The following is a 24,483-nucleotide window of genomic DNA, read 5'->3' on the forward strand; positions in this document are numbered from 1 at the left end:
GGCGTGTACATCCCCATCGATTTCGCGTGGCTGGAGGCCACGATGCTCACCGCGGTGCGCATCACGGCCTTCATCATGATCGCTCCGCCGTTCTCCTACGGGGCGATCCCGGTGCGCGTGAAGGCGATGCTCGCGATCGGGCTCTCCCTCGCCGTCGGCACCGCCGTCGCCCCCGGGTACGAGAACCTCGACACCGGTCCCTTCCTCGGCGCGCTCGTCCTGCAGCTCGTCACGGGTGCCCTGCTGGGGTTCCTGGTGCTGCTGTGCTTCTCCGCGCTCCAGGCTGCGGGAAGCCTGATCGACGTCTTCGGCGGGTTCCAGCTCGCGCAGGCGTTCGATCCCCACTCGATGGTCAACGGCGCGCAGTTCACCCGGCTGTTCCACATCACCGCGCTCACGCTGCTGTTCGCCTCGGGCGGGTACCAGCTGATTTTGGCCGGGCTCGCGCGGAGCTTCGAGGCCGTGCCCGTCAACGGTATCTTCCAGGTGGCCGGTCCTGCCGAACTGCTCGTCGACGGGGTGACGCAGCTCGTGCTGGCGGCCGTGCAGATCGCCGGACCGCTCGTGCTCGTGCTGTTCCTCGCCGATGTCGGGCTCGGGCTCATCACCCGTGTCGCCCCTGCCCTGAACGCGTTCGCGATGGGCTTCCCGGTGAAGATCCTGCTCACGCTGCTGCTCGCCGGAGCCGTGTACGCCGTGCTCCCCGGCATCGTCGACGCTCTCGCCGCCAACGCCCTGCGGATGATGCAGGGGGTGCACCGATGAGCGGGACCGATACCGGCGAACGCAGCGAGAAGGCGACGGACAAGCACCTCAGCGAAGCGAGGAAGAAGGGACGCCTGTCACGCAGTCAGGACCTCACGGCCTGGCTCGGTATCGGCGCGGCGGCCGTCACGATGCCCGCCGCGATCGCGCTCGGTGCATCGGCGGGGACGGAGCAGCTGCTCACGCTCGACTCCCTGGTCGCGGCGCCGACGCCGGAGGCCGCGCTCGCAGCGCTCGGCCGCGGCCTGGCCTCCGTGCTCCCGACGCTCACCGTGATGCTGACGGCCGTCGCGATCGTCACCCTGATCGGCGCGGTCATCCAGGGGGGTGTGCACCTGCGCCCTCTGACGGGCCGCTTCGAGCAGTTCAACCTCGTCAACGGCGTGCGCCGCGTGTTCGGCATGCAGGCTCTCTGGGAGGGCGCCAAGGCCCTCATGAAGACCGCCGCCATCGGCATCGCCCTCTGGTTCGTGATCGCGAGCCTGATGCCCGTGCTGACCGCGAGCGGGGCGCACTCCGTCACCCGACTGCTCGGCACCGCGAGCGAAGGCACGACCGCCCTGCTGCAGACCGCGATCGGCGTGGGGCTGGCCCTCGCCGCGATCGACATGTTCGTGGTGATGCGACGCAACCGCAAGCACACGCGCATGACCAAGCGCGAGATCCGCGACGAGAGCAAGAACTCCGAAGGCGATCCGCTCATCCGCCAGCAGCGCCGTTCACGGCAGCTCGCTGTCAGCCGCAACCGCATGATCGCGGCCGTCGCCGGCTCCGATGTGGTGGTGGTCAATCCCACCCACATCGCCGTGGCACTGCGGTACGAACCCGGCAGGGCCGCGCCCAAGGTGGTCGCGAAGGGCAGCGGCGTGATCGCGGAGCGCATCCGCGACGAGGCCGTGCGCGCCGGTGTTCCACTGGTGCGCGAGATCACCCTCGCCAGGGCTCTGCACGCCGCCTGCGAGCTCGGGCACGAGATCCCCGAAGACCTGTACAACGCCGTGGCCCGTGTGCTCGTGTTCGTCGACTCGCTGCGACGACGCGGGGCCGCCCGCGGCATCCACTCCCTTCCCTACCGGAGGACCGCATGAGACAGCTGCTTCCCAAGCTCGGAGTGCCGATCGGCGTCGTGGGCATCATCATGCTCCTCGTCGTGCCGGTGCCGCCGTTCCTGCTCGACATCCTCATCATCCTGAACATCATGTTCGCGCTCGTGATCCTGCTGACGTCGATGTTCGTGAAGAAGCCGCTCGACTTCTCGGTCTTCCCCTCGCTGCTGCTCGTGGCGACGCTGTTCCGCCTGGGGCTCAACGTGGCCTCCACCCGTCTGGTGCTCGGCGAGGCGTATGCGGGGCAGGTGATCGAGGCCTTCGGCGCCATCGCGGTCGGCGGCTCGCTCATCATCGGCGCCGTCGTGTTCCTCATCCTCGTCGTCATCCAGTTCGTCGTCGTGACCAAGGGTGCGGAGCGCGTGGCCGAGGTCGGCGCACGATTCACGCTCGACGCGATGCCCGGCAAGCAGATGGCCATCGACGCCGACCTGAACGCCGGACTCATCACCGATGCTGAGGCCCGCGAGCGCCGCGCCGAGGTGGCGGCCGAGGCCGACTTCTACGGAGCCATGGACGGTGCGTCCAAGTTCGTGAAGGGCGACGCGATCGCCGGTCTCGTCATCATCATCATCAACATCGTCGGCGGCATCGCCATCGGGATCGTGCAGCACGGCATGACGATCGACGAATCCGTGAGCACCTACAGCCTGCTGACGATCGGCGACGGTCTGGTCACGCAGATCCCCGCCCTGCTGATGGCCGTCTCCACCGGCATGATCGTGACCCGCTCCACGGCGGAGGCGGAGATGGGGACGGCGGCGTCCGCCCAGCTCGGCCAGTCCCGCAATGCGCTGATCATCGCCGGATGCGCCGCGATCATCATGTCGCTCATCCCGCACATGCCGATGCTGCCGTTCGTCGCGATCGGCGCGACGCTGCTGCTGATCGCGCAGCGGATCAAGGCCACCCAGAAACGCGAAGAGGCGGCTGCGGTGCAGAGCCCGTCGACGGTTCCGACCGACCAGCCGGAGGAGCTCATCGAGAAGATGCGTGTGCATCCTCTCGAGATCCTGCTCGCCCCCGACATCGTGGATCTGGTCACCGGGGGCCCGGACGACCTCCTCGCACGCGTGAAAGCCCTCCGACGCCGCATCGCCCTCGATCTGGGGCTGGTCGCGCCACCGGTGCGCACCCGCGACAGCATCGAGCTGCCGCAGGCGACCTACGTCATCCGGATCGCCGGGGTCGAGACCGGTCGCGGTACGGCACCCGTCGGGTCGGTGCTCGCGCTCGGACAGGGGCTGGACAGCCTTCCCGGCACGGCGACGCTCGACCCGGTCTTCGGTCTCGAGGGCAAGTGGATCCCCATGGAGATGCGCCACAGCGCGGAGTTCGCCGGGGCCACCGTGATCGACCGCGCGAGTGTGATCATCACGCATCTCTCCAGCGTCATCCACGCCCACGCCGCTCGACTGCTCAGCCGCGAAGACGTGCGCCAGCTCACCGACGCCCTCAAGCAGGTCTCGCCCGCTGCGGTCGAGGAGCTCACCCCCGCTCTGCTCTCACTGGCAGAGGTGCAGCGCGTGCTGCAGGGCCTCCTGGCGGAGCGGGTCCCCATCAACGACCTCAGCCGCATCTACGAGGCTCTCGCGTTGCGGGCCAGGGTGTCCACCGAGCCGGAGGGCCTGATCGAGGCCGCCCGCGCCGCCCTCGGCCCGGCGATCGCCGCCCGTTTCGCCGATGCCGGAACCCTGCGCGTGGTCATGATCAACCCGCTGCTGGAGCAGGCCATGCTCGAGAGCCTGCGCTCGAGTGACGAGGGCAGTCAGATCGTCTTCGATCCGCAGCGCATGGAGACCGTGATCGAGTCCGTGAAGCACGCCGTCTCCTCGGTGCGGGAAGGCGGCGAGCCGGTGCTCGTGTGCGCACCCTCGTTGCGACCGGCCGTGCGGCGCCTCATCTCCGCGCAGACCGACGGCCTCCCCGTGCTGTCGTACAACGAGGCGACTGCCGCGGCTCTCACGATCGAGACGGTGGGCGTCGTGCACGACATCCCCGCACCGGCGGTCGGCGTCGTCCCCGCAGCACTAGGCTGAACGAATGCTGGTGTTGACGAGGCGGATCGGTGAGAGCGTGCGCATCGACGGCGACATCGAGGTCACGCTGCTCGAGATCAAGGGCGACAGCGTGCGCATCGGCGTGAAGGCGCCGCGCGAGACGCGCATCCAGAGGACCGAGATCATCGAGGCCGTGGTCGCCGAGAACGTGTCGGCCGCCGCCGAGACGGGTGACGACGCCGAAGGCGCGATCGTCGCTGCCCTCGCGCGAGGACGAGAGACCCGCACGCGGTAGTCAGCCCGCCGGTCGCACGCCGATCAGGTCGTCCGCGTTGGCGCGCTTCCACTGATCGCCGCCCGCCGCCCTGGCTCTGACCGCGGCCCGGTCCGCCGCAGCCCGCAGCAGGTCGTAGTCGTAGCCGACGACGGACACGGGCGCCCAGCCGATGCTGGCGGAGGAGCGGATACCACTCGCGGAGGCTCCCCTCTCGAGCATGGCGATGCGGGTGAGCATGGCGCGCAGGTGATACCGCACCGCTTCGTCGCTGCCACGGATGATCACGACGGCCCGCCCGTCCTCGATCCGATCGGCGTCCGCCGATGCCGGCAGCGCGTCTTCGATGTCGTCGTGGAAGCGATCGACGATGCGGGCGAACTCCGCTCCGGTCGATGCTTCGCGGAGGTCGACCGGATCGTCGAGGCGGATGTCGAGGACGGACCACGGCTGGTCGTTCTGCGCTTCGGCTTTGCGCAGACGTCTGCGGGCGCGATCCGCCCCGTCGGTGCTGCGACCGGCAGCGGCCTTCTCCCCCACGCGCACCAGCAGCACGAGGGTGAAGGCCGCGCAGGTGCTCACCACGAGGGTCCCGACGGCGTTCATGCCGCGCAGCGCGCTCAGTTGCTCCTGGGTTCCCGCACCGCCCACGACGAGGGCGGAGGCGGCGCTCACGACCGCCACGACCACGAATCCGCACGAGGCGAGAGCCAGCGGCAGCACGATGTCCCTGGCCACGGGCCGTCCGCGCAGGAGCTCGTACGCGACCATGCCGGCGAACACCCCGCTGACGAGGAAGACGACGTGGAAAGTGGGCAGATACCAGGGCGTCTCCGTCGTCGCCACGAGAAGCACGGGGGCGGCCACCAGGAAGGGGATCACCGCCCACCAGGATGCGCGGCGACCGAAGTGCAGCCGCAGTCCGATCCACACCAGCGGCTCGAAGCACAGCATCAGCGCAGAGGCCGCGGCGCGCAGCATCTGCTCATCGGTCTGCTGCCCGGCCAGCCACAGGTAGGCCCCGAGCATCCCGAGCCCGAACGCGCCGGCCCAGGTCACCGTCGCGCGGCTCGGGCGGGCGAGCGTTCCGAGCCCCACCACCAGCGCTGTCAGCACGGTGACGACGGCCACCATGCTGGTGGTGATGTCGACGCTCACCGGAACGAGCGGACTCATGTGTGCTTCTCCTTCGCTCGGTGATGCGGGAACCGCAGTGTCACCCTGGTTCCGGTGCCGGCCTCGCTGACCACATCGATGGTGCCCTCGTGGGCGGCGACGATCTCCCTGGCGATCCCCATCCCGAGCCCCGTTCCGCCGATGCCGGCGCGCATCGCGCTGTCCGCACGGAAATAGGGCTCGAACACCCGTGAGAGGTCTTCGGGAGACATCCCCGTACCGTTGTCGGAGACAGCGAGTTCCGCGTACCCATCGGGCCCTGTCGAGAGGTCCACGGTGATGATCCCTCCGGCGGGGGTGTACTTGACGGCGTTGCTGAGCAGGTTGTCCAGCACCTGGCGCAGGCGGAAAGCGTCGCCGGAGACGACGAGTCCGCCCTCCCCCTCCACGGTGAGGGTCTGTCTGCTGCCGGCGATGAGCGGTGAGTACGAAGCGGCGGACGCCTCGACGAGTTCGCGCAGGTCCACAGGGGCGAACGGCTCCGGAGCCGTGTGGCTCGTCTGCTCCAGGATGCTCCCGACGAGCTCCTGCATGCGATCGCCCGCGTGCGCGATGATCTCGAGCTGAGCGGGCACCCTGCCCGGGAGATCCTCGCGTTCGCGCAGCAGCTCCACGTGGCCGATGATCGCGGTGAGCGGGTTGCGCAGCTCGTGCGAGACGACCGCCGTGAACGCCCTGCGTTCCTCCTCGGCCTCGAGCATCGCGGTCACATCATCGATCACGACGAGAGTGATGTCCTCCCCCTCGCCGGCCGTGGCCATCGGCTGTGTGCTCACCTCCAGCGCCCTCCACTGTCCACCGCCGTCGAACAGCCAGACCCGCTCGGACTGCAACGTCTCTCCGCGCGCCGCCCTTGCCAGCGTCGTGCGCGTCTGCGGCACGGCATGGCCGCGACGCGCGTCGTACTCGACCGAGGCGGAGGGCAGAGCGGCGCCGAAGCGGTCGCGCCCGTACAGAGACCTGTACGCGTCGTTCATCTGCAGGATGCGACCGGACGATGTGACGACGACGAGCGCGGCGCCCAGCGCGTCGACGATCTGCGTGACCCTGCGCTGGTTGGCTTCGGCGCGCTCGGCCGCGCGATTGACCTGCTCCGACCGCCGTTGGAGAAGTCGGCGTGCCGCACGAGAGCGCTGAGCGCCGATGCGCACCGTGACGCCCAGGAACCCGAGGGTGATCACGAGCGTCAACAGCCGCAGCAGGATGTCCGCCGGAGTGCCGTTCTGATCCGCGAAGACCACGAGGGTACCGCTGATGAAGGCGATGCCTCCGAGCACCCACGGCAGGGAGAAATAGGTCGCCAGCCAGACCACGGGGAAGACCCAGAGGAAGCCCAGGCGGATGTCGGGCGCGTTCGTCGTGAAGCCGACGGCGAGGGCGTCCAGGAGCGGGATGGCAGCCACCGCGCTGTGCGGGAGTCGATGCCAGGGCACGGCCAGGGTCACCAGAGTGGTCACGACGACGAGGGCGATCCCCGTGACGATCAGAGGGTTGGCGAAGGTCTGGGGCTTGAAGGCGGTGATCATCACCACGATGGCGACGATGCTGCCCATGAACACCAGTTGCCATCGCCAGATCGAGACGGTGCGGATCATGCTCTTCGCCCGCCCTCCGGTCGATCCTCAGCTTTCCCGCAAGATTACTCAAAGATCGGTGCAGCCCGCTCTTCGGGCGGCCTCGCACCCCTAGCATTCTGAGTGGGGCCGAAACTGCGACTGGGGAACAACGCAGACGCCGGGGCCAGGCGAGTGGGGATTCGCAGGCATCCGGGGCCGCGGCTGGGGAGCCGCGGCTCCGCCCCGGTCAGTTCGTTTCGATCGTTGCGGGGGTCAGGCGGTAGCCGACCCCGCGCACGGTCTCGACGTAGCGAGGGGCGCTCGTGCTGTCACCGAGCTTTCGCCGCAGGTTGGCGATGTGCGTCTCGATCGCGCGCTTGTCCGGCTCGCTCACGTAGTCGCTCGAGCCCGGGGGAAGGCCGCGCAACCCCCGGGCGAGCTCGGCCTTGCTGCATACGCGCTGCTTCGCCTCGAGCAGTGCGGCGAGCAGATCGAACTCGGTCGGGGTGAGGTCGATCCGCCGTTGCCCGATCAGGACCATCCGCGTGTCGAGGTCGAGGCTGAGGTCCCGGTGCACCCGCCCACGCCAGGTGAGCACGGTCGCGCCGTCGGCCACGGGCTCTGGTTCGACCGGGGCACGCAGGCTCGACGCACTGCGGACGTCCGGCAGTCGAGGACGACGCAGGAGCGCCTCGATGCGGGCACGCAGCTCGCGCGGGCGGAACGGCTTCACCAGATACTCGTCGGCACCGGAGGTGAGCCCCAGAACCACGTCGGACTCGTCGGAGAGCGCCGAGAGCATGATGATGAAGGTGTCGCTGACCCGACGGATGCGCCGCGCCACCTCGAAGCCGTCGATGCCGGGCAGGTTGATGTCGAGGGTCGTGATCACCGGCTGGTGCCGCTCGACGGCCCCGAGACCGTCCACACCCGACCCCGTGAGGATCGTCTCGAAGCCCGCCGCGAGGAAGACCTCGTCGAGCAGGGAGCGCACACCGGGATCGTCCTCGATGATCACGGCGACCAGGGCGCGGACGTCCCCCGAGCTCACGAGGCGCTCTCGCGCGTGATCGTGACGAAGCGCGGCGCGTCGGCATCCAGCTCGGACGGGTCGACATCCGCCGCTCCGACGGGCCGTTCCACCTCGATGTCCCACCACGAGTCCGCCAGCTCCTCGGCCATGCCACGCCCCCACTCGATCACCACGACGGACCGCTCGAGGTCGAGGTCGAGGTCGTCGAGCTCAGCAGCCGAGCCGAGCCGGTAGGCGTCGACGTGCACCAGTGATGCTCGGCCGACCAGGGAGGGATGAGTGCGGGCGATCACGAAGGTCGGGCTCTGCACCGGTCCGCGCACCCCCAGCCCCTCGGCGAGACCGCGGGTGAAGGTGGTCTTCCCCGCGCCGAGAGGACCGGTCAGCACGAGCAGGTCGCCCGCCTCGAGCTGCTCGCCGATGCGCAGACCCAGCTGCTCCATCTCCTCGGCGGTGGCGATCTCCCGGCGGCCGAGGAAGGCGGGATCCACGCTCACGACGTCCTCCGAGGCACCCGGGGGCCGATCCGGGTGACGATCTCGTAGTTGATGGTGTCGGCGGCTTCGGCCCAGTCCGCAGCCGAGGGCACGCCGAGGGTGGGGTCGCCGAACAGGACCACCTCATCCCCGATCGAGACGGGGGTGTCCCCGACGTCGACGATGAACTGATCCATCGCGATCCGTCCGACGTTGAGGAACCGGCGCCCGCCGATCGAGACCGGAAGCTTCCCCGAGGCGTTGCGGGGCACCCCGTCGGCGTAGCCGAGAGGAACGAGCACCAGGGTCGTGTCGCGGTCGGTGCGATGGTCATAGCCGTAGGAGACCCCGGTTCCCGCCGGCACGCGACGGACGGCGGCGATCGCGCCCCGGAGGGTCATGGCCGGCCGCAGCCCGAGTTCCGCTGAACTGCGGTCGTCGAAGGGCGAGAGGCCGTAGAGTCCCACGCCGATGCGGACGGCGTCGAGGCGCATCTCGGGCAGGTCTATGGCTGCTGCCGTGGCGGCGATGTGTCGGATCTCGGGATGGACGCCGAACGACGCAGCGGTGGCGACCCCCTCTTCGAATTTCGCGAGCGCCGCCCTGTCGTCGTCCACGGAGGTGTTGGAGAGATGGCTGAACAGTCCCACGATGCGCAGGCGCCCGATGCGCTCGAGCCGCGCCGCCTCCGCCAGCACACGTCCCCAGTCCGCCGGGGCGATACCGTTGCGCGACAGCCCGGTCTCGAGCTTCAGATGCACTCCGACCGGCCGGTCGACAGCGGCTGCCGCGCCGGCTGCCTCGAGCTGATCGAACGAGGAGATCCCGACTTCGATGTCCTGTGCCGCGGCGTGCTCGAACCTCTCCCCCGGCGCATGCAACCATGCCATGATCGGCGCGTGCACGCCCTGTCTGCGCAGCTCGAGCGCCTCGGGGATCTCGGCGACGCCGATCCGCGTGGCACCGGCCGAGAGCGCGGCCACCGCTGCCGAAGCCGCACCGTGACCGTAGGCGTTGGCTTTCACGATGGCGATCACCTCGACGCCGGTGAGGCGCCGGAAGTGCCGCACGTTGTCGGCGATGGCATCGAGATCGATGGTCGCTTCTCGGAACGGGACGGTCACAGCGGTGCTCCTTCGGCGACGACGAACGCCGCGGCGAGGCCGGCGTCATGGGTGAGAGTCAGATGCAGTGTGAGGATGCCCCGTTCCTCGACGACGGCGGCCGTCGACCCGGAGAGCACGAAGTGCGGGCGACCGGAGGGTTCCGAGGCGATCTCGATCTCGGTCCAGTGCACACCGTCGGATCCGCCCAGAGCCTTGATCAACGCCTCTTTGGCGGCATAGCGCGCGGCGAGGGAAGGCAGGCGTAGCGTGCGCTCCGACGGGGCGAAGAGGCGTTCGCGAAGTCGCGGCGTCCGCTCCATCGTCCGCTCGAACCTCGGGATGTCCACGAGGTCGATGCCGGTTCCGATGATCACCCGTTCAGCCTACCGAGCCTGAATCCCGTTGAAATCGCCCAAATGGCTCCGTTTCCGCTGGAAACGAAGCCATTCGCGCGAATCGGAGGCCGGGTCTACTCGACCGTCACCGACTTCGCGAGGTTGCGCGGCTGGTCGACGTCGAGTCCCTTCGCCGTGGCCAGGGCCATCGCGAAGATCTGCAGCGGCACGACGGCGAGCAGCGGCTCGAACATCGGGCCGGCGAGCGGGATGCGGATGACCTCGTCGGCGAACGGCAGCACGGCCGCGTCGCCCTCCTCGGCGATCACGATCACCCTGGCACCGCGCGCGCGGATCTCCTGGATGTTCGAGACGACCTTGGAATGCACGAGCGCCGAGTGACGCGGCGACGGCACGAGCACGAACACCGGCTGCCCCGGCTCGATCAATGCGATCGGACCGTGCTTGAGCTCGCCGGCGGCGAAGCCCTCCGCGTGGATGTAGGAGATCTCCTTGAGCTTGAGCGCACCCTCGAGCGCGATGGGGTACCCCACGTGCCGGCCGAGGAAGAGCACCGAGCGCGTGTCCGCCATCCACCCGGCGAGCTGCGTCACGTGCTCCTGCTCGCTGTCGAGGACCTTGGCGATCTTCTCGGGGAGCGCTGCGAGCTCTGCCGCATCGAGCGAGGCGTCGGCCACGGCACCGCGGACCCGGCCCATGTGCAGCCCCAGCAGCAGGAGGGCGGTGATCTGTGCCGAGAACGCCTTGGTCGAGGCCACGGCGACCTCGGGCCCGGCGTGCGTGTAGACCACCGCATCCGACTCGCGCGGGATGGTGGCGCCCTGCGTGTTGCAGATCGACAGCGTGCGTGCACCGCGTTCGCGGGCGTACTTCACGGCCATCAGGGTGTCCATCGTCTCCCCCGACTGGCTGATCGACACGACCAGGGTGTCGGCGCCGATCACCGGGTCGCGGTAGCGGAACTCGTGTGCGAGTTCGACGTCGACGGCCACGCGTGCCCACTGCTCGATCGCGTACTTGCCCACCAGCGCCGCGTAGGAGGCCGTACCGCAGGCGGTGATGATGACCCGGTTGATGCCGACGAAGAGCTCGTCGAACCCGTCGAGCTCCGGGATCACGACCTGACCGTCCTGGATGCGGCCGCGGATGGTGTTCGCCACCGCCTCGGGCTGCTCAGCGACCTCCTTGGCCATGAAACTCGACCATCCGCCCTTCTCGGCGGCTGCCGCGTCCCATGACACGTCGAAGGGCTCCGGCTCGACGGGCGTGCCGGCGAAGTCGGTGACCGTCACGGAGTCCGGGGTGATCGAGACGATCTGGTCCTGACCGATCGCGAGCGCCTTGCGGGTGTGCTCGATGAAGGCGGCGACGTCGGATCCGAGGTAGTTCTCGCCCTCGCCGAGCCCGATCACGAGGGGGGAGTTGCGACGAGCGCCGACGACGAGGCCCGGGTGGTCCTGGTGCATCGCCAGCAGAGTGAAGGCCCCTTCCAGGCGGTTCACGATGCTGCGGAAGGCCAGCTGCAGGTCGCCGCCGTTGCCTGCGTACTCCCGTCCGAGCAGGGCTGCGGCGACCTCGGTGTCGGTCTCGCTGCGGAACACCACGCCGTCGGCGAGGAGCTCGTCACGCAAGGCCGAGAAGTTCTCGATGATGCCGTTGTGGATGACCGCGAGCTTGTCGTCATCGGCCAGGTGCGGGTGCGCGTTGCCATCGGTCGGACCCCCATGCGTCGCCCAACGGGTGTGCCCGATGCCGGTCGAGCCGTCGGGGAGCGGGGCATCGGCGAGCGAGTCGCGCAGGATGGCGAGCTTGCCCGCCTTCTTGCGCATCCCGAGCGTGCCGTCGCCATCGATGACCGCGACACCCGCAGAGTCGTATCCGCGATACTCCAGGCGTGCGAGGCCTGCGAGAAGGATGTCCTGGCTGGGGCGCGGGCCCACGTATCCGACGATTCCACACATGGGATCAAGAGTAAGGCGCGTTTTTTGCGAGTCGTCCGTACAATCGGGTGCCGGCGGCCGCCTCAGAGCTTGCGCAGGAGCACGCTCTCCACGTCGTGATCCGCGCCCTTACGCAGCACGAGCCGCGCACGGTGCCGGGTGGGCATCACGTTCTCGACGAGGTTCGGCATGTTGATCTCGTTCCAATATCCCAGTGCAGTGGTGATCGCCTCCTCGTCGGTGAGGTGCGCGAACACGTTGAAGTACGACGAGGGGTTGCTGAACGCGGCCTGACGAAGGGCGAGGAAGCGATCGACGTACCACTTCTCGATATGCGAGGTGTCGGCGTCGACGAAGATCGAGAAGTCGAAGAGGTCGCTCACGGCCACGTCGTTCGGCGCGGGCGGCGGCTGCAGCACGTTCAGGCCCTCGACGATGACGACGTCGGGGCGGCGCACCACCACGTTCGCATCCGGGACGATGTCGTAGCGCATGTGCGAGTAGAAGGGAGCACGCACCTCGGCGGCACCGCTCTTGACCTCGGTCAGGAACTCGATCAGGGCGCGGCGGTCATAGGACTCGGGGAAGCCCTTGCGGTCCATGATGCCGCGGCGCTCGAGCTCCGCGTTCGGGTAGAGGAACCCGTCGGTCGTCACCAGTTCCACCCTCGGGGTCCCCGGCCAACGGCTCATGAGTTCGCGCAGCAGGCGCGCGATGGTCGACTTGCCCACGGCGACAGACCCGGCGACTCCCACGACGAACGGGGTGGTGGTGTCGTCCTCCTGGAGGAACGAAGAGGTGGCGGCACCCAGTCGCTTCGTCGACGTCGCGTACAGGCTGAGCAATCGGCTCAGCGGCAGATACACCTCGCGCACCTCGGTGAGCGAGAGGCGATCTCCGATGCCGCGCAGCTCGACGACCTCGGTCTCCGTGAGTGGCTGGTCGAGTCCGGCGGCGAGGCGCGCCCACTCCGCACGCCCGATCTCCCGATACGGAGACAGCGGCAGCGTGGGGTCGGCGGTGGTCACGGGGTCCATCGTATCGGCGCGCTCACGGCGCGATGTCCGCGGGAGAGTATTCTCATCCCGTGCGCCTGGGAGTCCTCGATATCGGATCCAACACCGTCCACATGCTCGCGGCCGACGTCCGCCCCTGTGGACGTCCGCTCGCGACGACGAGCGACCGGACGGTGCTGCGCCTCATGCGCTACCTCACCCCCGACGGGTCCATCGCGGAGGAGGGCGTCGTCGCGCTCGAGGCCGCGGTCGCGCAGGCCCGAAGGGTCGCGGAGAGCGAGCGCGTGGATGCCCTGCTCGCCACGGCGACGAGCGCCGTGCGCGATGCCCGCAACGGCGCCGACGTCATCGCCCGCATCGAAGCAGCGCTGGGACAGAGTCTCCAGGTGCTCGACGGCGAGACCGAGGCGGAGCTGACCTTCCTCGCGGTCCGTCGCTGGTTCGGCTGGTCGGCAGGTCAGCTCCTGCTGCTCGACATCGGCGGCGGCTCACTGGAGATCGCAGCGGGAGCCGAGGAGCTGCCGGACGCTGCGGTCTCGGTCCCCCTGGGCGCGGGGCGCATGACCGTACAGTTCCTGCCGAACGACCCGCCCGGTGAGACGGACGTGGAACGACTGCGCGCGCACGCGACGGCGACGCTCGCAGAGGTGCTGCCGAGGTTCGTCGCCCTCCCCCGCCCCGATCACGTGGTGGGCTCGTCCAAGGCCATCCGTTCCTTGGCCCGATTGGTCGGATATCCGGCCCAGGGATGGTCGGGGAGCGAACGGATGCTGCTCCCCCGCACCGCTCTCGGATCGTGGATCCCCCGGCTTGCACGTCTGCCCGCGTCCGCCAGACAGGAGCTGCCCGGCATCACCCCGGATCGGACGTTCCAGATCGTGGCCGCGGCCGTGTCTCTGCATGCGGCGATGACCGCCCTCGACGTGGACGAGCTCGAGGTCTCACCATGGGCGCTGCGCGAAGGCGTGCTGCTGCGCTACATCGAACAGCTGAACTGGAGCGACTCCTCCCGTTGAGCGGTGCGTGACATCGGATGAACATCCTCTGTTGCCCGCCCGGTCCGCGCCGGTATCCTCTGATCAAGCGAGCACCGGCCCGCCCGCACGGAGGAGGACGGGAGGTGATCGCTCGGCGTCGGGGGGTGCTGAGTGGGTCCTGGAGATGAGAGCGCGATCGACTCCGCGGAGCTGAGCGCGCATGGCGTGCACGCGGTGGATGAACGTGTCCCCCTCCTGGTGACGCGGCGGACGTCGGGTCCGGTGACCCTGTTGTCCCTGCAGGGCAGCACCACGGAGCTCGCCATCGACACCACCACGACTCACCCCGACCACGCGGTCTTCGCCTTCGTCGACGCCGCAGGGCTCGCGGCGAAGGAGCAGAACGGTCCGTGGATGCCCGTCGAGAGCGGGCTCGTGCTGGCCCCGCCCGGGGTCGCGGAGCGCGTGCGGTGTGTCGGCACGTGGTACATCACCGCCGCCTATGTTCCCCGCACCGCGCTCGGGACATACGTCGCCGCACTCCCCTCCTCGACATGGATCCTCGAGGAGCGACGTCCGCTCGATCGGGCGATGCAGGCGTTCATCGAGCAGGTGCTGGCCGTCGATGACGAGACGACCGCGATCGAACGATATGCGATGGAGCATCTGATCGTGGAGATGAGCGGAGCGGTGCTGCTCGACCGCGTGGACGCCGTATCCGGACCGCGCTCAGCTCACGCCGCCCTGCGCGACCGAGCGGTCGCCCTGATCGCCCAGCAGTGCGGCGATCCGGGGCTGAACCCCGCGCGGGTAGCCCGCGAGGTGCAGACCTCCCTCCGCCAGCTCCAACTGGTCTTCGCCGAGGTCGAGAACACGGTCGCGGGCGAGATCAGACACCGACGCACGCTCCTGGCGCGGTCGCTGCTCACCGACAGCCGATACGACGATCTGAGCGTCGAGCAGATCTCGCAGCGCTCAGGTTTCGCCTCTCCGATCAGCCTTCGCCGCGCCATCGAGGAGGACTACGGTGCCACGCCCCGCGCATTGCGCACCCATCGCGACGCCGCTCGGCACGGTGGGGAACGCGAAACGGCCGACCGCTGAGATCAGCGGTCGGCCGTGTTCGGTCGCGAGGTCAGAGCGACAGACGATCCTGCACGACCTCGGCGAGGCGACCGGCGTAGGCGTGGACGGATTCCGCGTCGGAGGCTTCCACCATCACACGCACCAGCGGCTCGGTTCCGGACTTGCGCAGCAGCACCCTTCCGGAATCGCCGAGCTCCGACTCGATGTCGCGCACAGCCTGCTGCACGACCTCGTCCTCGGACACACGGTCCTTGTCGACGTCGCGCACGTTGATGAGCACCTGCGGGTAGACCGTCATCACTGAGGCGAGCTCTGCGATCGACTTCTGCTGCCGCGCCATCTCGGCGACCAGGTGCAGGCCGGTGAGGATCCCGTCGCCCGTGGTGGCGAACTCGCTCATGATCACGTGACCGGACTGCTCACCGCCGAGCGCGTAGCCGCCCTCGTTCATGTCTTCGAGCACGTAGCGGTCGCCGACGGCCGTCTGCCGTACCGTGATGCCGTGCTCGCGCATGGCGACGTGCAGACCGAGGTTGCTCATCACCGTCGCGACGAGGGTGTCGTCGGTGAGGTGCCCGCGCTCCTTCATGGACACCGCGAGGATGGCCATGATCTGGTCGCCGTCGATGTGGTTGCCCTCGGCGTCGACGGCAAGGCAGCGATCGGCGTCGCCGTCGTGGGCGATCCCGATGTCGGCGCCGAGGCGCACGACGGCCTCGGCGAGATTGTCGAGATGGGTCGAGCCGACGCCGTCGTTGATGTTCCAGCCGTCAGGGTCGGCGCCGATGACGGTGACCTCGGCGCCCGCATCCCGGAACGTCTCAGGAGAGACTCCTGAGGCGGCGCCGTGGGCGCAGTCGAGCACCACGTGGATACCGTCGAGGCGGTTCGGGAGCGAGCCGAGAAGATGCATGACGTAGCGGTCCTCCGCGTCGGAGAACCGGTCGATGCGTCCCACCCCGGCGCCGGTCGGGCGCAACTTCTCGCCGGACATGGCCTCTTCGATGCGCCGCTCGACCTCGTCGGGGAGCTTGCGGCCCCCGCGGGCGAAGATCTTGATCCCGTTGTCGGGAGCGGCGTTGTGCGATGCGGAGATCATCACACCGAAGTCGGCGTCACGGTCGGCGACGAGGAAGGCGAGCGCGGGTGTCGGAATGACCCCCGCCTCGAGCACGTCCACTCCCGAGGAGGCGAGACCGGCAGCGACGGACGCCGCGATGAAGTGCCCGGAGACCCTGGGGTCGCGGGCCACGACTGCGGTCAGCCGCTTGCCTTCGGCCTTGCGAGCCTCCGCAGTACGGCCCTGGCCCAGGACGACAGCAGTCGCCTGGGCCAGGGTGAGCGCCAGGTCGGCGGTGAGGATGCCATTGGCGAGTCCTCGCACACCGTCCGTGCCAAAGATCGGCATCGGAGCAGTTGACCTTAACGCTTCGAGTACTGAGGCGCCTTACGGGCCTTCTTGAGTCCAGCCTTCTTGCGCTCCTTGACGCGAGCGTCGCGCGAGAGGAAGCCGGCCTTCTTCAGGGTCGGACGGTTGTTCTCCTCGTCGATGCCGTTCAGCGAGCGGGCGATGCCGAGGCGAAGCGCACCGGCCTGGCCCGAGGGGCCTCCGCCGGAGATGCGCGCGATGACGTCGTATGCACCGGCGAGGTTCAGCACGGTGAACGGGTCGTTGATCAGCTGCTGGTGCAGCTTGTTCGGGAAGTAGTCCTCGATCGTGCGGCCGTTGACCGTGATCGTGCCCGAGCCGGGGACGATGCGCACGCGGGCGATGGCCTGCTTGCGACGGCCGACAGCGGCCCCCGGGACGCTGAGGACGGGGCGGGGAGCCGCCTCGACCGCGTCGGTCTCGGGAGTCGACGTCGAGAAGTTCTGGGGGGTTTCGGTGGTGTCCTGGATGTCAGCCACGAGTATGTCCTTAAGTCTTACGGCGCTTACTGGGCGACCTGGTCGAGGGTGTACGGCGTCGGCTGCTGCGCGGCGTGCGGGTGCTCGGCACCGACGTACACCTTGAGCTTGGACAGCTGCTGGCGGCCGATGCTGTTCTTGGGGAGCATGCCACGGATGGCCTTCTCGACAGCGCGGACCGGGTTCTTCTCGAGGAGCTCGGCGTAGGTGACCGACTTCAGGCCGCCCGGGTAACCCGAGTGGCGGTAGGCCATCTTCTTCTGGAGCTTCTGACCGGTGAGCGCGACCTTGTCGGCGTTCACGATGATGACGAAGTCACCCGAGTCGATGTGGTTGGCGAAGGTCGGCTTGTGCTTGCCACGCAGGAGCGTAGCGGCGTGCGAAGCCAGACGGCCGAGAACGACGTCGGTGGCGTCGATGACGACCCAATCGCGCTGGACTTCGCCAGCCTTGGGAGTGTAAGTGCGCGTCACGATAGTGCTGCTTTCTTGTGTCGAACGGAGAAGTTCGTGAATCCCACTCCGGGGTGGTTCTTCCCGACAGGGAGGAACACGCCAGTGGAGGGCTCACGTTCGGACGATGCGCTTTCTCCGCGGACGGGAAAGGCACCAAAGGGAAATCATACGCCACCGGTGCCGTATGCCCAAACCGCGGCTCAGTCGGGCTTGACCGTGACGAGGATCGGACGGTGATCGCTCGCCCCCTGCGGCAGGGTCGTGATGCGCTCGATCTCGAAGCCCGTCGACGTGGCGAAGTCGTAATGGCCCCGGAACACCCGGTAGCGCGTGTACGTGTGGTCGTCGCTGAGGGAGAGCGCGTAACCGTGGTCGCGCACGGCCTGACCGAGGTTCTCCTTGAAGATCGGATAGTTGTAGTCACCGACCATCAGCTGGGGCAGGCCCTCTCCGAGCGCGGCGAGCTCGGAGAGCGCGGCGCGGATCTGGTGACGGCGCAGGGAGTTCAACGCGGTCAGCGGAGCGGCGTGGAAGGAGGCGACGATGAAGTCCTGGCCGTCGTCGATGTCGCGCAATCGCGCACCGAGAACGCGTTCGTGTGCGGGTTTCGCGATCCGGTCGTGCAGGGATTTCTTGAGTCCGAGCATGCGGATCGCCTGCAGGTGGAACGTGCTCGCGCGATAGAAGAGTGCGAGTCCGAGACGGTTGCCCTGGGTGGCGTCGGCGAGCACGAGGTCGCCGATCTGCGTCGGCAGCGCGGGGACGTCGCACTCCTGCAGACAGAGGATGTCGGGATCGTGCTCGCGCACCAGAGTCACGAGCTCACCCGCGGCTCGATGCTTCTGGAGGTTGTACGAGATGACCTTCATGACCGTTCCACGCTACTCCGGCCCGCTGTGCATCGGCTCCGGGTTGCACACCGTGACTCGTCTGCGGTATTGCGCCGCATGCCCCCTGCTCGAGGCGCGCGTCAGTCGCGGTCTCGACGCGCGCGCGTCTGGATCGCTCGCGACGACAGCAGCTCGTCGGCGGGGTACCCGACCTCGGTGAGGATCAATCCCCGCGCGGCCAGCACCTTGAACTCGCTGGTGCGGGTGAGCGCATCGCGCAGCACCACGAGGTCGTCGACATCGAGGCGCCCCTCCCCCACGGCGACGCAGGCCCCGACGAGTGCGCGCACCATGCTGTGGCAGAACGCGTCGGCCTTGACCTCCGCGACGAGCACGCCGTCGGCATCGCGCTCCCAGCGGTAGTCGAGCAGTGTGCGGATCGTCGTCGCCTCTTCCCGAGGCTTGCAGTACGCCGCGAAGTCGTGCAGTCCGATCAGCGTCCGCGCCGCGGCATCCATCGCGCGCTCGTCGAGGCGGCCGCGGACGAGGGTCGTGTCGTGGCGCCGCAGCGGGTCGTACCCGGCCTGTCCGTCGGCGAGACGATAGCGATAGCGACGCCAGACCGCGGAGAACCGCGCGTCGAACCCCTCGGGGGCGATCGACGACCGCGTGACGGTCACATCCGAGTACGCACCGAGCACACCCCGCATGCGGCCCGCGATGGTCTCGGCGGGCTCCGACGGCGCCCGCCCCTGCCGGGCTTCGATGCGCGACCACTGCTTCTCGTCGAGGTCGACGTGCGCGACCTGGCCGCTCGCGTGCACGCCGGCATCCGTGCGACCTGCCACCACGAACTGCACGTCCGAGCCCACGATGCGCGCGAGGGCGGCTTCCAGCGTGCCCTGCACCGTGCGCAGAGTCGGCTGCTTCGCCCACCCTCGGAAATGGGTGCCGTCGTAGGCGATGTCGAGCCGGATGCGCACGCAGCAAGCCTAGGACACCGAGACCGCCGGACTTCAGGCGGCGTTCACCGTTCGACCAGGATTCCGTCCCGATCGCTGTAGAGATGCGCCCCCGGCCGGAACACCACACCCTCGATCACGAGCGCGACATCGGTCTCACCGGCTCCGAGCTTCGCGCTCTTGCGCGGATTCGTCCCCAGGGCCTTGACCCCCAGCTCGAGGGCATCGATGGCGACACTGTCGCGGATGGCGCCGTTGATCACGACCCCGGCCCAGTCGTTCGCCACGGCGGACGCCGCGATCAGGTCGCCCATCAGTGCCGTCTCCAGCGATCCAGCGCCGTCGACGACCAGGACCGCGCCCGCACCGGGAGTCGCCAGCACCGCCTTCACCAGCGCGTTGTCCTCGAAGCAGCGCACGGTGCGGATCGGCCCGTCGAACGCCGACCGCCGGCCGAAGGAGCGCAGCTGCAGCGAGAGCGACTGGATCTCCTCCCCGAGCTCGTCGTAGAGGTCCGCCGTCGCGACCGCCATCCTCAGATGCCTCCGTCGATCGACCGGATGGTCACGGCAGGCTCGTCCGGGACCATCACCTCGGTGTCGCGGTTCAGGCTCTCGCCACGGAAGAAGCGCTTCGAGCGCGGGAAGAGGTACCAGACGAACATCAGCACCAGACCGAATGCCAACGAGCCGACGCCGATCACGAACGTGCCGCCGATACCGAACAGGACCGTGTAGCCGTAGTCGACATCCCACATGTCGATGGCCGACTGGATGAACGCCCACGCGAGCATGAGCCCGCCCAGCAGCGGGAACAGCCCCTTGAAGAAGAACTCGCGCGCGGACGAGGTGAGGTCCTTGCGGAAGTACCACACGCACGCGAAGCCGGTGATGGCGTAGTAGAAAGCGATCGCGAGACCGAGGGACAGGATCGAGTCCTGCAGGATGTTGTCGCTGATCAGCGTCATCCCGACGTAGTAGACCGAGGCGACCACACCCATGACGATGGTCGAGAACGACGGCGTCTTGTACGTCGGGTGCACCTCCTTGAACTTGGCGGGCAGGGCGCGGTAGACACCCATGGCGAGCGTTCCCCGGGCGGTCGGCAGGATCGTGGTCTGGGTCGACGAGATGGCCGAGATGATCACGGACACCACCAGCACCCAGCCGAACGGACCGAGCAACCCGTCCTTGATCGCGAGGAAGAAGTCGTCGGCGTTCGCCTCGTTGCCCAGGCCCGTGCCGTCCTCGCCGAGTCCGGCGTACATCATCGCGGCGATGGTCACCGCGACGTAGGTGAACAGCAGGATCACGGTGGTCAGCAGCGCGGCGCGTCCGGGGATGCGCTTCGGGTCCTTGGTCTCCTCGTTGAGCGCGAGGCAGGTGTCCCACCCCCAGTAGATGAACAGCGCCAGAAGGATCGCCTCCGTGAAGCCCGACCAGTCGGTGAACGCGAACGGGTTCATCCACTCCCAGTCGAAAGGCGTCGCGTTCGGAGCCGTGCCGTCGAAGAACTGCCACAGCGCCGCGACGATGAAGATCGCCAGTGCCAGGTATTGGATCGCGAGGAGGATGTTCTGGATGCGCTCGCCGATCTCGACGCCGCGCCAGCTGACCCAGGTCATCGCCGCGATGAAGAGCACGGCGACGACGACGACGCGCCAGTCGTTGTTCTCCAGATCCTGTCCGATCAGCGACCAGAAGTAGACCGAGGCGATCTGCGCGAGGTTGGCCAGCACGACCATTCCCGCGACGGCGACTCCCCACCCGCCCATCCAGCCCACCCAGGGACCGAACGCCTTGGTTCCCCAGGTGAACGTCGTGCCGCAGTCGGGGACGGCGTTGTTGAGCTCGCGGTACGCGAAGGCGATCAGGAGCATCGGGACGAAGGCGATGATGAACGCGATCGGAGCCTGCGCCCCCACCGCGAGCACCACGAAGCCGAGCGTCGCCACGAGCGAGTACACCGGTGCTGTCGAGGCGAGACCGATCACGGTCGATCCCCAGAGTCCCAGAGTGCCGGCGGCCAGACCCTTGCCGTCGGGTCGTTCCAGATGAATCGGCGTCGTTGCTGCCATGTCAGAACAGTAGAGCCACAACGGTTCTCGCGTCAACGGCTTTCTCAGACAGCATGAATCCGAAGCAAAGAAGTGGAGCTCACGACGGAATCCGCAGATTCAGCCTCTTTCGAGCATGCCGTCGGCGTGGTCAGCCACCCACTCCATCAGCGGCAGCATGCGCTCCATCAGGTCACGCCCCAGCGGGGTCAGACTGTACTCCACGTGCGGAGGGACGGTCGGAAGGGATTCCCGGTGCACCAGGCCGTCATCGGCGAGCGTCCGCAGCGTCGAGGCCAGCATCTTCTCGCTGATGCCGTCGACCTCCCTGCGGAGGGCGCCCCAGCGGTGGGTGCCGTCGGACAGGCAGGAGAGCACGAGCACTCCCCACTTGCTCATGATGTGATCCAGGACGACACGCGTGCCGCAATTCTGGTCGAACACGAACGGAGTCGATTCCTTTATCTGCGCGAAACTAACCGTCATGTGGGTAACTTACTTCAAAGTGGGTACCGTCAGATCGGAATGCCGAACACCCGATCGCGGGTTGTCGTGGGTGTCACTTACGAAAGGACCCTCATGACCATCCTCGTCACCGGTGCGACCGGCAACCTCGGCCGCCTCATCATCGCCAGCCTGCTCGAGCGCGGCACCGACCCCCAGTCGATCGTGGCAGGAGCCCGCGACACCGCCAAGGCCGCAGACCTCGGCGTTCGCGTCGCGCACCTCGACTACACCGACCCCGCATCGATCGCGTCCGCGCTCGAAGGCGTCGACACGGTCATCCTGGTATCCGGCTCCGAGGTCGGCCAGCGGGTCCCGCAGCACCGGGCGGTCATCGATGCCGCGAAGGCGGCCGGCGTCTCCAAGTTCGTCTACACGAGCGCCCCGAAGGCCACGACGAGCGACCTGATCCTGGCCCCCGAACACAAGGCGACGGAAGAGCTCATCGCCGCGGCCGGGTTGCCCGCCGTGATCCTGCGCAACAACTGGTACACCGAGAACTATGTCGCGGACCTCGCCCGCGCCGCGGAGACGGGTGTACTCGCCGCCGGCACGGGAGAAGGGCGGGTGGCTTCCGCGAGCCGCAAGGACTTCGCCGAGGCCGCAGCCGTCGTCGCGCTCGAGGACGGACACGTCGGTGAGGTCTACGAGCTCGGCGGCGATGTCGCCTGGAACTACACCGATCTCGCTGCTGCCATCGCCGAGGTCACGGGACGCGAAGTCGCGTTCGTCGCGCTCGACCACGACGACCAGGTCGCCGCGCTCCGCGAGGCCGGGCTCGACGAGGGGACGGCTGGATTCGTCGCCGCCCTCGACTCCGGCATCAAGGACGGCGCGCTCGCCGATACCGACGGCACGCTCGCTCGCCTCATCGGGCGCCCCACGACCCCGCTCGTCGAGGGACTCCGCGCCGCCTCCGCCTGATCGGCCCCGCAAGACCGAGTGCCGCCGTCCCCCCGGACGGCGGCACTCGGTGGTTCCGTGCCTCAGGAGGTCGCAGGCACCTGAGGGCGTTCGGCCGGCTGCACGTGCGCGACCGTGAGGGTGATGCTCTCGTGACGCAGGCCTCGGGCGTCGAGCAGCGTGTCGACGGCCCCGTGCCCGGCGTGGAGGATGTCGCCCGATCTCGCCGTGGACTCGACCCCGAGTGTGGCCTCGACCACCACCCCGCCGTCGGCGACGATCACCGAGACCATGGGCTCATCGTCCTTTCGCGCGCCGATGGCCTCAGCGCCCAGTCGCAACAGCTGAGAGATCACAGATCCCGATCTGTAGACGCTGCGCACCCCCGGGGTCGATCGCAGGGTCGCCTCGATCGCCGCAGCGAGTTCCTCGCGCTCCTCCGCCTGCATCACGTCTCCCCCACTCACGTCTCCGCCGCTCACGACGACACCTCTCTGATGTCTCGGATCGCGATGTCGATCGCGACCACGTTCAGTTCGGTGTGCGCGCGAAGGCGACGATCCACTTCGGCTCGAAGTTCGTCCGCGACCTTCGGGATCGGCTGTCCATGCAGCGCGCTCGCATCGATCCCGACGCGGATCGGGGCGCCTGGCCGGGTCACATCGCCCTCCAGCCGGCACCGGCCGATGAGGAGACCGGGAACGGCGTCTTCCGAGGAGCGCACGAGACCGCGAACAGCTCCCTCGGTGATGGCGAGATCCGCCTTCGGATCGGGCGATTCGAAGGGGATGCGGCGTCCGGCCCGCGCATCCATCGCGATGCCGCTCAGGATGCGGTCGACCCAGCTGTCATCGACCTCGGGTTCGGCTGCGGCTTCCGCAGCGAGCAGCTCCGCGCCGAGCCCTCGCAGACGCTCAAGCGCATCCAAGGCCAGCTGACACCCGGGCGACTCGTCGATGGAACGGTCGGCCGGGCGTCTTCCGGCGTCGAGGTAGTCGGTGAGCTCGTCCAGGGTGTGCCCGTCGAGATCGGTGGGCTCGAGTCCGAGTCTGCGGATTTCAGGCGCGTCTCTGTCGTCGGTCATCGCCACTCCTCCATCCGTACGATCATGTATTTTCTGGCGCGGGCCAGTAGGCCGCGCGCCGTGGAGATCGGGATGTCCAACTGCTCCGAGATCTCCTCATAGGTGTAGCCGCCGATCTCACGAAGCACCCAGCACTCGCGTTGAGCGTCGGGCAGCTCCCGCAGAGCAGCACCGAGGGCTGCGACACCGGCGCGAGCCTCGACGACCGCGGACGGTGCCGCATGAAGAGGTGCCGGTCGGTCGATCGAGTCGATGTCGACGGCCGGGCGGATCGCACGGATGCGGTCGACCGCCTTCCGGCTGACGATCCGCATCAGCCAGCTCTTGACCTTCGCCGGATCCTCGAGCTCGCCGAACCGCTGCCACGCGACCACGAAGGACTCCTGCACGATGTCATCGACGTCGGCGGAGGCGTTCAGCATCCGCTGCGTATAGGCGCGCATCATCGGCGTATACCTGCGTACCAAGACGGCGAACGCCTCGACGTCCCCATCCATCGCCCGTCCGGCGACGATGCCGTCGTCCGCATCCTCGAGCGCTGTCCGAAAGCGTTCCTTCTCCATCTACCCCACCCCTCGATCCGATCCCCGAAGGAATTCGGAACAGATGCCCCATCGGATCGGATCATGTCTCACCCGCCTGTGAGGGATCGGGGAGAGGCGGTGCGGCCTCTCCCCCGGTCCCGCCTACTTCTTGAACGCGTCCTTCACGTCCTCCGCAGCGTCGCGCACGTTGCCCTTGGCCTGCTCGGCCTTGCCCTCGGCGACGAGCTTGTCATCGTTGATGACCTTGCCCACGGTCTCCTTGGCCTTTCCGGCGACCTTCTCGGCTGTGGCCTTGATCTTGTCTTCAGCGCTCATTTCTTCTCCCTTTCTCGTTACGGCCCCGGGTCTCGGAGCCGTGTCTTGGATGTG

General features: G+C 68.3%; 27 protein-coding genes. 7 read left to right on the top strand and 20 right to left on the bottom strand.

Going from position 1 to position 24,483, the window contains the following annotated elements; genetic code table 11:
* Positions 1-3 precede the first annotated feature (3 nt).
* From MOX01_RS14950 to csrA, 4 genes are read left to right on the top strand one after another with little or no spacing between them, the layout of a single operon-like run.
* The gene (locus tag MOX01_RS14950; protein WP_046747445.1) at positions 4-765 is read left to right on the top strand and encodes a flagellar biosynthetic protein FliR; all 762 of its coding nucleotides are present in this window, start codon (positions 4-6) and stop codon (positions 763-765) included.
* On the top strand, positions 762-1,853 hold the full coding sequence (locus tag MOX01_RS14955; RefSeq protein WP_058632699.1) for an EscU/YscU/HrcU family type III secretion system export apparatus switch protein: 1,092 nt from the start codon (positions 762-764) through the stop codon (positions 1,851-1,853). Before MOX01_RS14950 ends, MOX01_RS14955 begins: the two co-directional genes overlap by 4 nt.
* The gene (locus MOX01_RS14960; protein WP_058632698.1) at positions 1,850-3,910 is read left to right on the top strand and encodes a flagellar biosynthesis protein FlhA; all 2,061 of its coding nucleotides are present in this window, start codon (positions 1,850-1,852) and stop codon (positions 3,908-3,910) included. The genes MOX01_RS14955 and MOX01_RS14960 overlap by 4 nt, the downstream gene beginning before the upstream one ends.
* Positions 3,911-3,914: 4 nt before the next feature.
* Positions 3,915-4,166 (top strand): carbon storage regulator CsrA, encoded by a 252-nt coding sequence (csrA, locus tag MOX01_RS14965; protein WP_046747374.1) that lies wholly within the window; start codon positions 3,915-3,917, stop codon positions 4,164-4,166.
* Here the strand turns inward: csrA and MOX01_RS14970 are convergent, their stop codons facing one another.
* From MOX01_RS14970 to coaA, 8 genes are all read right to left on the bottom strand, one after another.
* On the bottom strand, positions 4,167-5,321 hold the full coding sequence (locus MOX01_RS14970; RefSeq protein ID WP_058632697.1) for a hypothetical protein: 1,155 nt from the start codon (positions 5,319-5,321) through the stop codon (positions 4,167-4,169).
* Complete coding sequence (locus MOX01_RS14975) at positions 5,318-6,916, bottom strand: sensor histidine kinase (protein WP_113681839.1); 1,599 nt, start codon at positions 6,914-6,916, stop codon at positions 5,318-5,320. The genes MOX01_RS14970 and MOX01_RS14975 overlap by 4 nt, the downstream gene beginning before the upstream one ends.
* A gap of 208 nt (positions 6,917-7,124) precedes the next feature.
* On the bottom strand, positions 7,125-7,928 hold the full coding sequence (locus tag MOX01_RS14980; RefSeq protein ID WP_061018510.1) for a response regulator transcription factor: 804 nt from the start codon (positions 7,926-7,928) through the stop codon (positions 7,125-7,127).
* Positions 7,925-8,407 carry a tRNA (adenosine(37)-N6)-threonylcarbamoyltransferase complex ATPase subunit type 1 TsaE gene (gene tsaE / locus MOX01_RS14985; RefSeq protein WP_061018509.1) on the bottom strand — a complete coding sequence of 161 codons (483 nt, stop codon included), beginning with the start codon at positions 8,405-8,407 and terminating at the stop codon, positions 7,925-7,927. The genes MOX01_RS14980 and tsaE overlap by 4 nt, the downstream gene beginning before the upstream one ends.
* Positions 8,404-9,510 (bottom strand): alanine racemase, encoded by a 1,107-nt coding sequence (gene alr / locus MOX01_RS14990; protein ID WP_061018508.1) that lies wholly within the window; start codon positions 9,508-9,510, stop codon positions 8,404-8,406. The genes tsaE and alr overlap by 4 nt, the downstream gene beginning before the upstream one ends.
* Positions 9,507-9,866 (bottom strand): holo-ACP synthase, encoded by a 360-nt coding sequence (locus MOX01_RS14995; protein ID WP_017828216.1) that lies wholly within the window; start codon positions 9,864-9,866, stop codon positions 9,507-9,509. Before MOX01_RS14995 ends, alr begins: the two co-directional genes overlap by 4 nt.
* A 95-nt stretch (positions 9,867-9,961) precedes the next feature.
* Positions 9,962-11,809 carry a glutamine--fructose-6-phosphate transaminase (isomerizing) gene (gene glmS / locus MOX01_RS15000; RefSeq protein ID WP_058632692.1) on the bottom strand — a complete coding sequence of 616 codons (1,848 nt, stop codon included), beginning with the start codon at positions 11,807-11,809 and terminating at the stop codon, positions 9,962-9,964.
* A 62-nt stretch (positions 11,810-11,871) separates the two neighbouring features.
* Complete coding sequence (gene coaA, locus MOX01_RS15005) at positions 11,872-12,825, bottom strand: type I pantothenate kinase (protein ID WP_046747367.1); 954 nt, start codon at positions 12,823-12,825, stop codon at positions 11,872-11,874.
* A gap of 50 nt (positions 12,826-12,875) precedes the next feature.
* On the opposite strand from coaA, the gene MOX01_RS15010 reads away from it, so the two are divergent.
* Both MOX01_RS15010 and MOX01_RS15015 read left to right on the top strand, forming a co-directional pair.
* Positions 12,876-13,820 (top strand): Ppx/GppA phosphatase family protein, encoded by a 945-nt coding sequence (locus MOX01_RS15010; protein ID WP_141370364.1) that lies wholly within the window; start codon positions 12,876-12,878, stop codon positions 13,818-13,820.
* A gap of 195 nt (positions 13,821-14,015) precedes the next feature.
* On the top strand, positions 14,016-14,885 hold the full coding sequence (locus tag MOX01_RS15015) for a helix-turn-helix domain-containing protein (RefSeq protein ID WP_141370366.1): 870 nt from the start codon (positions 14,016-14,018) through the stop codon (positions 14,883-14,885).
* Positions 14,886-14,916: 31 nt separating this feature from the next.
* Here the strand turns inward: MOX01_RS15015 and glmM are convergent, their stop codons facing one another.
* The 8 genes from glmM to MOX01_RS15055 all read right to left on the bottom strand — a co-directional run bounded on the left by glmM (position 14,917) and on the right by MOX01_RS15055 (position 21,564).
* Entirely contained in the window at positions 14,917-16,275 is a 1,359-nt protein-coding gene (gene glmM, locus MOX01_RS15020) for a phosphoglucosamine mutase (RefSeq protein ID WP_058632689.1), read from the bottom strand.
* Positions 16,276-16,289: 14 nt separating this feature from the next.
* Positions 16,290-16,775, bottom strand: a complete 486-nt coding sequence (rpsI, locus tag MOX01_RS15025) for a 30S ribosomal protein S9 (RefSeq protein WP_045263679.1) — start codon at positions 16,773-16,775, stop codon at positions 16,290-16,292.
* A 26-nt stretch (positions 16,776-16,801) separates the two neighbouring features.
* The gene (gene rplM, locus MOX01_RS15030; protein ID WP_046747364.1) at positions 16,802-17,248 is read right to left on the bottom strand and encodes a 50S ribosomal protein L13; all 447 of its coding nucleotides are present in this window, start codon (positions 17,246-17,248) and stop codon (positions 16,802-16,804) included.
* A 182-nt stretch (positions 17,249-17,430) separates the two neighbouring features.
* Positions 17,431-18,099, bottom strand: a complete 669-nt coding sequence (locus tag MOX01_RS15035) for an endonuclease/exonuclease/phosphatase family protein (protein WP_058632688.1) — start codon at positions 18,097-18,099, stop codon at positions 17,431-17,433.
* A 101-nt stretch (positions 18,100-18,200) separates the two neighbouring features.
* Positions 18,201-19,043, bottom strand: coding sequence for a tRNA pseudouridine(38-40) synthase TruA (gene truA, locus MOX01_RS15040; protein WP_046747362.1), 843 nt, complete (start codon positions 19,041-19,043; stop codon positions 18,201-18,203).
* 44 nt (positions 19,044-19,087) lie between these two features.
* Complete coding sequence (gene rraA, locus MOX01_RS15045) at positions 19,088-19,555, bottom strand: ribonuclease E activity regulator RraA (RefSeq protein WP_046747361.1); 468 nt, start codon at positions 19,553-19,555, stop codon at positions 19,088-19,090.
* A 2-nt stretch (positions 19,556-19,557) separates the two neighbouring features.
* On the bottom strand, positions 19,558-21,099 hold the full coding sequence (locus MOX01_RS15050) for an APC family permease (protein ID WP_141370368.1): 1,542 nt from the start codon (positions 21,097-21,099) through the stop codon (positions 19,558-19,560).
* Between the two features lie 99 nt (positions 21,100-21,198).
* Positions 21,199-21,564: a winged helix-turn-helix transcriptional regulator gene (locus MOX01_RS15055; protein WP_045263673.1), complete on the bottom strand. Its 366-nt coding sequence runs from the start codon at positions 21,562-21,564 to the stop codon at positions 21,199-21,201.
* A gap of 93 nt (positions 21,565-21,657) precedes the next feature.
* Between MOX01_RS15055 and MOX01_RS15060 the strand changes: the two genes are divergently transcribed.
* Positions 21,658-22,506 (top strand): SDR family oxidoreductase, encoded by an 849-nt coding sequence (locus tag MOX01_RS15060; RefSeq protein ID WP_061017750.1) that lies wholly within the window; start codon positions 21,658-21,660, stop codon positions 22,504-22,506.
* A gap of 62 nt (positions 22,507-22,568) precedes the next feature.
* Here MOX01_RS15060 and MOX01_RS15065 read toward each other — a convergent pair whose 3' ends face one another.
* The 4 genes from MOX01_RS15065 to MOX01_RS15080 all read right to left on the bottom strand — a co-directional run bounded on the left by MOX01_RS15065 (position 22,569) and on the right by MOX01_RS15080 (position 24,429).
* Positions 22,569-22,967 carry a hypothetical protein gene (locus MOX01_RS15065; RefSeq protein WP_230977947.1) on the bottom strand — a complete coding sequence of 133 codons (399 nt, stop codon included), beginning with the start codon at positions 22,965-22,967 and terminating at the stop codon, positions 22,569-22,571.
* Entirely contained in the window at positions 22,964-23,569 is a 606-nt protein-coding gene (locus tag MOX01_RS15070) for an Asp23/Gls24 family envelope stress response protein (protein WP_046747443.1), read from the bottom strand. Before MOX01_RS15070 ends, MOX01_RS15065 begins: the two co-directional genes overlap by 4 nt.
* A complete protein-coding gene (locus tag MOX01_RS15075; protein ID WP_061017754.1) occupies positions 23,566-24,132 on the bottom strand; it encodes an RNA polymerase sigma factor in 567 nt (188 codons plus the stop codon). Before MOX01_RS15075 ends, MOX01_RS15070 begins: the two co-directional genes overlap by 4 nt.
* 123 nt (positions 24,133-24,255) lie before the next feature.
* Complete coding sequence (locus MOX01_RS15080; RefSeq protein ID WP_045263668.1) at positions 24,256-24,429, bottom strand: CsbD family protein; 174 nt, start codon at positions 24,427-24,429, stop codon at positions 24,256-24,258.
* Between the last annotated feature and the right edge of the window lie 54 nt (positions 24,430-24,483).

Origin of the sequence: Microbacterium oxydans (assembly GCF_006540085.1) — a bacterium.
GTDB lineage: Bacteria > Actinomycetota > Actinomycetes > Actinomycetales > Microbacteriaceae > Microbacterium > Microbacterium oxydans.

What these genes read in the sequence shown, in the direction of transcription:
- MOX01_RS14955 (WP_058632699.1), top strand. Translation starts at nt 762, where the DNA reads ATGAGCGGGACCGATACCGGCGAACGCAGCGAGAAGGCGACGGACAAG.
- MOX01_RS14960 (WP_058632698.1), top strand. Translation starts at nt 1,850, where the DNA reads ATGAGACAGCTGCTTCCCAAGCTCGGAGTGCCGATCGGCGTCGTGGGC.
- csrA (WP_046747374.1), top strand. Translation starts at nt 3,915, where the DNA reads ATGCTGGTGTTGACGAGGCGGATCGGTGAGAGCGTGCGCATCGACGGC.
- MOX01_RS14970 (WP_058632697.1), bottom strand. Translation starts at nt 5,321, where the DNA reads ATGAGTCCGCTCGTTCCGGTGAGCGTCGACATCACCACCAGCATGGTG.
- MOX01_RS14975 (WP_113681839.1), bottom strand. Translation starts at nt 6,916, where the DNA reads ATGATCCGCACCGTCTCGATCTGGCGATGGCAACTGGTGTTCATGGGC.
- glmS (WP_058632692.1), bottom strand. Translation starts at nt 11,809, where the DNA reads ATGTGTGGAATCGTCGGATACGTGGGCCCGCGCCCCAGCCAGGACATC.
- coaA (WP_046747367.1), bottom strand. Translation starts at nt 12,825, where the DNA reads ATGGACCCCGTGACCACCGCCGACCCCACGCTGCCGCTGTCTCCGTAT.
- glmM (WP_058632689.1), bottom strand. Translation starts at nt 16,275, where the DNA reads ATGCCGATCTTTGGCACGGACGGTGTGCGAGGACTCGCCAATGGCATC.
- MOX01_RS15035 (WP_058632688.1), bottom strand. Translation starts at nt 18,099, where the DNA reads ATGAAGGTCATCTCGTACAACCTCCAGAAGCATCGAGCCGCGGGTGAG.
- rraA (WP_046747361.1), bottom strand. Translation starts at nt 19,555, where the DNA reads ATGGCGGTCGCGACGGCGGACCTCTACGACGAGCTCGGGGAGGAGATC.
- MOX01_RS15050 (WP_141370368.1), bottom strand. Translation starts at nt 21,099, where the DNA reads ATGGCAGCAACGACGCCGATTCATCTGGAACGACCCGACGGCAAGGGT.
- MOX01_RS15055 (WP_045263673.1), bottom strand. Translation starts at nt 21,564, where the DNA reads ATGACGGTTAGTTTCGCGCAGATAAAGGAATCGACTCCGTTCGTGTTC.
- MOX01_RS15060 (WP_061017750.1), top strand. Translation starts at nt 21,658, where the DNA reads ATGACCATCCTCGTCACCGGTGCGACCGGCAACCTCGGCCGCCTCATC.
- MOX01_RS15070 (WP_046747443.1), bottom strand. Translation starts at nt 23,569, where the DNA reads ATGACCGACGACAGAGACGCGCCTGAAATCCGCAGACTCGGACTCGAG.
- MOX01_RS15075 (WP_061017754.1), bottom strand. Translation starts at nt 24,132, where the DNA reads ATGGAGAAGGAACGCTTTCGGACAGCGCTCGAGGATGCGGACGACGGC.
- MOX01_RS15080 (WP_045263668.1), bottom strand. Translation starts at nt 24,429, where the DNA reads ATGAGCGCTGAAGACAAGATCAAGGCCACAGCCGAGAAGGTCGCCGGA.